Annotated in this window: 4 protein-coding genes and 2 pseudogenes; 2 read left to right on the forward strand and 4 right to left on the reverse strand. The window is 62.1% G+C overall.

Features of this window, described 5'->3' with window-relative positions; genetic code table 11:
* Nucleotides 1-422: membrane protein insertase YidC (gene yidC / locus Q427_RS21360; RefSeq protein ID WP_043517142.1), on the forward strand; the 422-nt coding region annotated here is incomplete at its 5' end.
* Between the two features lie 118 nt (nucleotides 423-540).
* Nucleotides 541-1,910: pseudogene (gene mnmE / locus Q427_RS21365) on the forward strand (tRNA uridine-5-carboxymethylaminomethyl(34) synthesis GTPase MnmE).
* A 12-nt stretch (nucleotides 1,911-1,922) separates the two neighbouring features.
* Here mnmE and Q427_RS21370 read toward each other — a convergent pair.
* From Q427_RS21370 to rdgB, 4 genes and pseudogenes are all read right to left on the reverse strand, one after another.
* A complete protein-coding gene (locus tag Q427_RS21370) occupies nucleotides 1,923-2,786 on the reverse strand; it encodes a 23S rRNA (adenine(2030)-N(6))-methyltransferase RlmJ (RefSeq protein ID WP_043517144.1) in 864 nt (287 codons plus the stop codon).
* A 116-nt stretch (nucleotides 2,787-2,902) separates the two neighbouring features.
* Nucleotides 2,903-3,583, reverse strand: a complete 681-nt coding sequence (locus Q427_RS21375; RefSeq protein ID WP_043517147.1) for an OmpA family protein — start codon at nucleotides 3,581-3,583, stop codon at nucleotides 2,903-2,905.
* Nucleotides 3,584-3,612: 29 nt separating this feature from the next.
* A pseudogene (hemW, locus tag Q427_RS21380) lies at nucleotides 3,613-4,817 on the reverse strand (radical SAM family heme chaperone HemW).
* On the reverse strand, nucleotides 4,817-5,428 hold the full coding sequence (rdgB, locus tag Q427_RS21385; RefSeq protein WP_043517149.1) for an RdgB/HAM1 family non-canonical purine NTP pyrophosphatase: 612 nt from the start codon (nucleotides 5,426-5,428) through the stop codon (nucleotides 4,817-4,819). Before rdgB ends, hemW begins: the two are co-directional and overlap by 1 nt.
* Between the last annotated feature and the right edge of the window lie 315 nt (nucleotides 5,429-5,743).

Consider the following 5,743-nt stretch of genomic DNA (forward strand, 5'->3'; position numbering starts at 1 on the left):
TGATGAAGTTCTACCAGAAGGAGAAGATCAATCCTCTGGGTGGCTGCCTGCCCATCCTGGTGCAGATGCCGGTCTTCATTGCGCTCTACTGGATGCTGCTGGAATCCGTGGAGTTGCGCCATGCGCCCTTCATGTTCTGGATCCAGGACCTGTCGATGAGGGACCCGTTCTTCATCCTGCCGATCCTGATGGGCGCCTCGATGTTCGTTCAGCAGATGCTCAACCCCACGCCTCCGGACCCCATGCAGGCGAAGATCATGAAGATGCTGCCGATCGTCTTCACTTTCTTCTTCCTCTGGTTCCCGGCCGGTCTGGTCATCTACTGGGTGGTCAACAACCTGATCTCGATCGGGCAACAGTATGTCATCACTCGCAAGATCGAGAACGACCCCACCGTCGGCAAGGGAATGAAGACCAAGTAGGCTATCTTCTCTCTCGAACCACCGGACCCCTGCCACGGCAGGGGTCTGGCGTTTCTGCCCCACGAAAAGGACAATAGTCTTCCACCCGAGCAAGCCCAGGCTGCGAGGAGCCCGCCCAATGGCAGAAAGCCTCTATATTCCGGATACCATTGCCGCACTGGCCACCCCGCCGGGGCGAGGCGGCGTGGGCATCATCCGTGTATCCGGCCCCGGCTGTCGCACCATCGCCGAGGGGGTGCTGGGCCGCTGTCCCCCGCCACGCCACGCTCAATACACATCATTCCAGGGCGATGTACGGGTGATCGACGAAGGCATCGGGCTCTACTTCCAGGCACCCTACTCCTTCACCGGAGAAGACGTGCTGGAGCTGCAGGGACACGGCGGTCCGGTGATCATGGATCTCCTGCTGGAGCGATGCGTGCAACTGGGGGCACGCCTGGCGCGTCCGGGGGAGTTCTCCGAACGCGCCTTTCTCAACGACAAGCTCGACCTGGCACAGGCCGAGGCCATTGCCGATCTGATCGAGGCAAGCTCCCGGTCCGCCGCCGAAAACGCCCTGCGCTCACTACAGGGGGAATTCTCGCGGCGGGTCTCGACGCTGGTCGAGCAATTGATCGAACTGCGCATCTACGTGGAAGCGGCGATCGACTTCCCCGAAGAGGAGATCGACTTCCTCGCCGACGGCAGAGTGGCCGACATGCTCGCGGCAGTCAAAACGGAACTGGCCGAGGTACGCAAGGCGGCTGCCCAGGGCGCCTGATGCGCGAAGGCATGAACGTGGTGATAGCGGGGCGGCCCAATGCCGGGAAGTCGAGCCTGCTCAATGCCCTGACCGAACAGGAAACCGCCATCGTCACCGAAATCGAGGGCACCACCCGGGACGTGCTGCGCGAACACATCCACATCGATGGCATGCCCCTGCATGTGATCGATACGGCCGGGCTCCGCGATACCCCGGACGCCGTGGAGCGCATCGGCGTGGCGCGTGCCTGGAGCGAGATCGAGAAGGCCGACCGGGTGCTGCTGCTGGTGGATGCCACCACCACCAACGCCACCGACCCCATGGCGATCTGGCCCGAGTTCGTCGCGCGTCTCACCGATCCCACCCGGCTGACCCTGGTCCGCAACAAGATCGATACCAGCCACGAGTCGGCTGGAATAGAGTTATCCACAGCCACGCCGGTCATTCGGCTCTCGGCCAAGACCGGACAGGGTGTGGATAACCTGAAGGCCCACCTGAAGGAAGTGATGGGGTATGCCAGCACCACGGAAGGCCGCTTCTCCGCTCGTCGTCGTCACCTCGATGCGCTCGACAGGGCGAAGCGAGCCCTCGCCAACGGGGAGGAACAGTTGAGCGGCTACGGCGCCGGGGAACTGCTCGCCGAGGATCTGCGGGATGCCCAGCAGGCATTGGGTGAGATCACGGGAGAATTCAGCGCCGACGATCTGCTGGGCGAGATCTTCGGCAGCTTCTGCATCGGCAAGTAAGGTCTAGCCGCTTTACTCCTCCACCCACCACTCGCCACGATGCCGGGCTTCAGGACCGAGCAGCGGCTCGATCCGCTTCATGGCAGCGACCAGCTGCTCCTCGAGCCCCCAAGGCGGATTGACCACCAGCATGCCGCTTCCATACATGCCCTGCTCCTCGCTGCTTGTCTCGCGCAGGGTCAGTTCGCTGCGCCAGATCTTGCGCAGGCCTCCGCTGCTCAGCCCTTCCAGCAACTCGCTGTGGCGGCCGGCGGGCAAAAGCGGGTACCACACCAGCATCACGCCATGCCGCGCCTTGCGCATGGCCGACAGCACGGTCTCGGCAACCTCTGCATACTCAGTCTTGCGCTCGTAGCTGGGGTCGATCAATACGCACAGCCGTGGGGTGGCAACCGGCAATCGCTGCAGCAGGCACTTCAGCCCATCGCCATGGATGCGCTGCACGTTCTTCGGCAGGTGCTGCCCCACCAGGTGTTCATGCTCACCGGGGTGCAGCTCGAACAGCATCAAGCGATCCGTGGCACGCAGCTGGCGAGTCAGCCACCAGGGTGAGCCCGGGTAGCAGTCCAGCGTTGGCGACGCCCCCTCGCTCGCCGTCAGCTGAGCCTCGGCCAGCAGCGACAGCCAATCGCCGATCAGCGGTTCCGCCGCCAGTGCCATTCTCGCCTGCCAGAGCCGCTCCGCCCCCTGGCGATACTCCTGCAACTTCTGGCTCTCCTTCGCCGATAGCGGATAGAGCCCGCGCCCGGCATGGGTATCGACATACGTCACCGGTGCCGTCTTGCGCCGCAGGTGACGGGTAACGGCAAACAGGGTCAGGTGCTTGTGGACATCGGCAAAATTACCGGCATGGTAGGCGTGCTGATAGGAAAGCATGGCCACGGATCCTTGGACGGCGAATCGGCAGTATGAGGCAGAATGAGATCGAGCCTAGCGAAAAGGCCCGCCACTGTGACAGTGACGGGCCCCATTCAAGCCACCGGCATGCCGGTCTATTGCTGGAACTGGCTCTCGATGGGCGTGAGCGTGATCTCGACACGGCGATTCTGGGCACGACCCTCCTCGGTCGCGTTACTCGCCACCGGCTGACTTTCGCCATAGCCGGTCATGTAGAGACGGTTGCGGGTTACCCCGTTCTGGGCCAGGTAGTTACCGACAGATTCCGCCCTGCGCTCGGAAAGCCGCTGATTGTAGCCGGCGTCACCGGTACTGTCGGTATGACCGGCAATGTTGACCCGCGTATCGGTGTATTGCGTCAGTATCGACGAGACATCGTTGAGGGCGTTGCGGGCACTCGGGGTCAGTTCACTGGAATCGAAACCGAAGGTCACACTGCTTGGCATGTTGAGCACGATATCATCGCCACGACGCTCCACATCCACGCCAGTGCCCCTCATGCTCTCGCGCAGCTGCTGTTCCTGACGATCCATGTAGGCACCGACGCCGGCACCGGCAGCCGCACCCACGGCGGCACCGATCAAGGCACGATCGCGCCGGCTAGTGCTGCCGCTGCCCGACAGCGCGCCGGCCGCGGCTCCAACGGCGGCACCCACCCCGGCACCTGTCATGGTGCTGGAACGCTGGGTCTGGCCGGAGTAAGGATCCGTCGTGGCGCAGCCGACCAGCAGGACAGCGGTGGCAAGCGGCACAACGAGTCGAAGTGGTTTGAACATGTAGATCTCCGGATTTCAGGGGAAGAAGCTCATTCAGTGCCGGCATCGGCTTCGCCAATCATGACCAGCAACTCATTCAAGAATAATAGACCTTGGGGCGATGCCTGCACTCGCTGGCCATCTTCCACAAGAAGTCCTTTTTTTCGCGCCGACTGGAGGCGGGTCTCCAGGGTGCCGGCCGGGCGTCCAGTATGCGCCCTCCAGTCCCTCATCGACACACCTTCCACCAGGCGCAACGCATTCATGGCGAACTCCAGCGGTAGTTCATCCTCTTCCACCTCGGCACGGCCAGCGACGAAGCCACGGGGATCCTGGGATCGACGCAGATAGGCCTCCGGCTGACGCGCCTTCCACCGCCGTTCGATGTGTAGCCTGCCCTGTGCATCGGTGGCACTCAGCTTGCCGTGGGCGCCGGCACCGATCCCCAGGTAGTCGCCAAAGCGCCAATAGTTGAGATTGTGGCGCGACCGGAGTCCCGGCCGGGCATAGGCCGAAATCTCGTAGCGCACCAAGCCGGCGGCCTCGAGCCGCTCATGCCCCCGGTCCTGGATATCCCACAGTACCTCCTCCTCGGGCAACACCGGAGGGCGGGAATGGAACTCGGTATTGGGTTCCAGCGTGAGCTGGTACCAAGAGAGGTGCTCCGGAGAGAGGGAGAGCGCACGGTCGAGATCGGCAAGGGCCAGCGTCGGGGTCTGACCCGGCAAGCCATGCATCAGGTCCAGGTTGACGTTGTCGAACCCGGCATGGCGCGCCTCGTCCATTGCCGAGATGGCATCGCCACCGCTATGGATACGTCCCAGGGCCCGCAGTTGGGCATCCTGGAAGCTCTGCACCCCCAGGGAGAGCCGATTGATGCCCGCAGACCGATAGCCCTGGAACCGACCGCGCTCCAGGGTGCCCGGGTTCGCTTCCAGCGTTATTTCGATATCGGAGGCCAGTGACAGCCGCGTGGCCAGTACATCGAACAACCGTTCATAGAAGCCGGCCGACATCAGGCTCGGCGTGCCGCCGCCGATGAAGATACTGGTCAGCTCACGACCACCGACGAGGGGCAGATCATCCTCCAGGTCCTGGAGCAGCGCTGCGAGGTAACGGGTCTCGGGCAAGTCGGCCCCGTGACCCACGCCATGCGAATTGAAATCGCAGTAGGGACATTTCCGCACGCACCAGGCACATGCACGTAGAGCGCCAAAGGCGGCAGGCCATCGACTCGCCGGGAATGAGTGGCCATCACTTGGTCGTCGTCTCGCCCAAGGCTGCCACCAGCGACTGCAGAGCCCTTCCCCGGTGACTGAGCCGATTCTTCTCTTCGGCACTTAGCTCGGCCACACTCCTGCCCAGCGACGGCAGCCAGAACAACGGATCGTAGCCGAAGCCACCGTCACCGCGTGGCGCCGTCAGAATCTCACCTTCCCAGTTGCACTGCACGATCAAAGGCACCGGATCTTTGGCATGGCGTAAATAGGCAAGAACGCACCAGTAGCGAGCCGTACGCCCTGCTGGCGGTGTCCCGGCCAGCGCCGCAAGCAGCTTGTCATTATTGCGCGCATCGCTCTTCGGCTCGCCGGCGTAACGGGCGGAGTAGATGCCGGGCTGGCCATGCAGACTATCCACCTCCAGGCCGGAATCATCCGCCAGCGCGGGCAAACCACTGACACGGCTCGCCTCACGAGCCTTGAGCAGTGCATTCTCGACGAACGTCAGCCCGGTCTCCTCGACATCGATCACGCCGAAATCCGCCTGGGGTCGAACCTGCATTCCCAGCTCGCCCAATAGCTGATTGAACTCCTCGATCTTTCCCACATTCCCGCTGGCCAGAACTACCGTTGCTTGACCCGACACAAGGCCACCTCACAATGCAAAGACTATAGGCCAGAGTATGCCATAGGAAGCATCCACAGGGCGTGAGCGTAGGCCATAGCTGACAAAAATGTAACTTAACTTTACAAAATGAGAGATTGCGACGATGCTATTTGATACGGCGCTTGTCGCATGAAAGACAAATCACTGGCCAGCAAGCTGGTATCTATTGTTCAGCATTATGCTGGTCATTATTGCGCTCTAAAATAGGAGCTATGCAGTATCGCCTGCCTGACGTGTTTAATTTAGCAGATGCTATGGACATCAGGAATATAAAGACCAAAGTACTAGAAAACT

This window comes from Halomonas sp. BC04 (assembly GCF_000568385.1).

Excerpts from the sequence above, each read along its gene's own strand:
- Q427_RS21370 (WP_043517144.1), bottom strand. The coding sequence starts at position 2,786 with ATGCTTTCCTATCAGCACGCCTACCATGCCGGTAATTTTGCCGATGTC.
- Q427_RS21375 (WP_043517147.1), bottom strand. The coding sequence starts at position 3,583 with ATGTTCAAACCACTTCGACTCGTTGTGCCGCTTGCCACCGCTGTCCTG.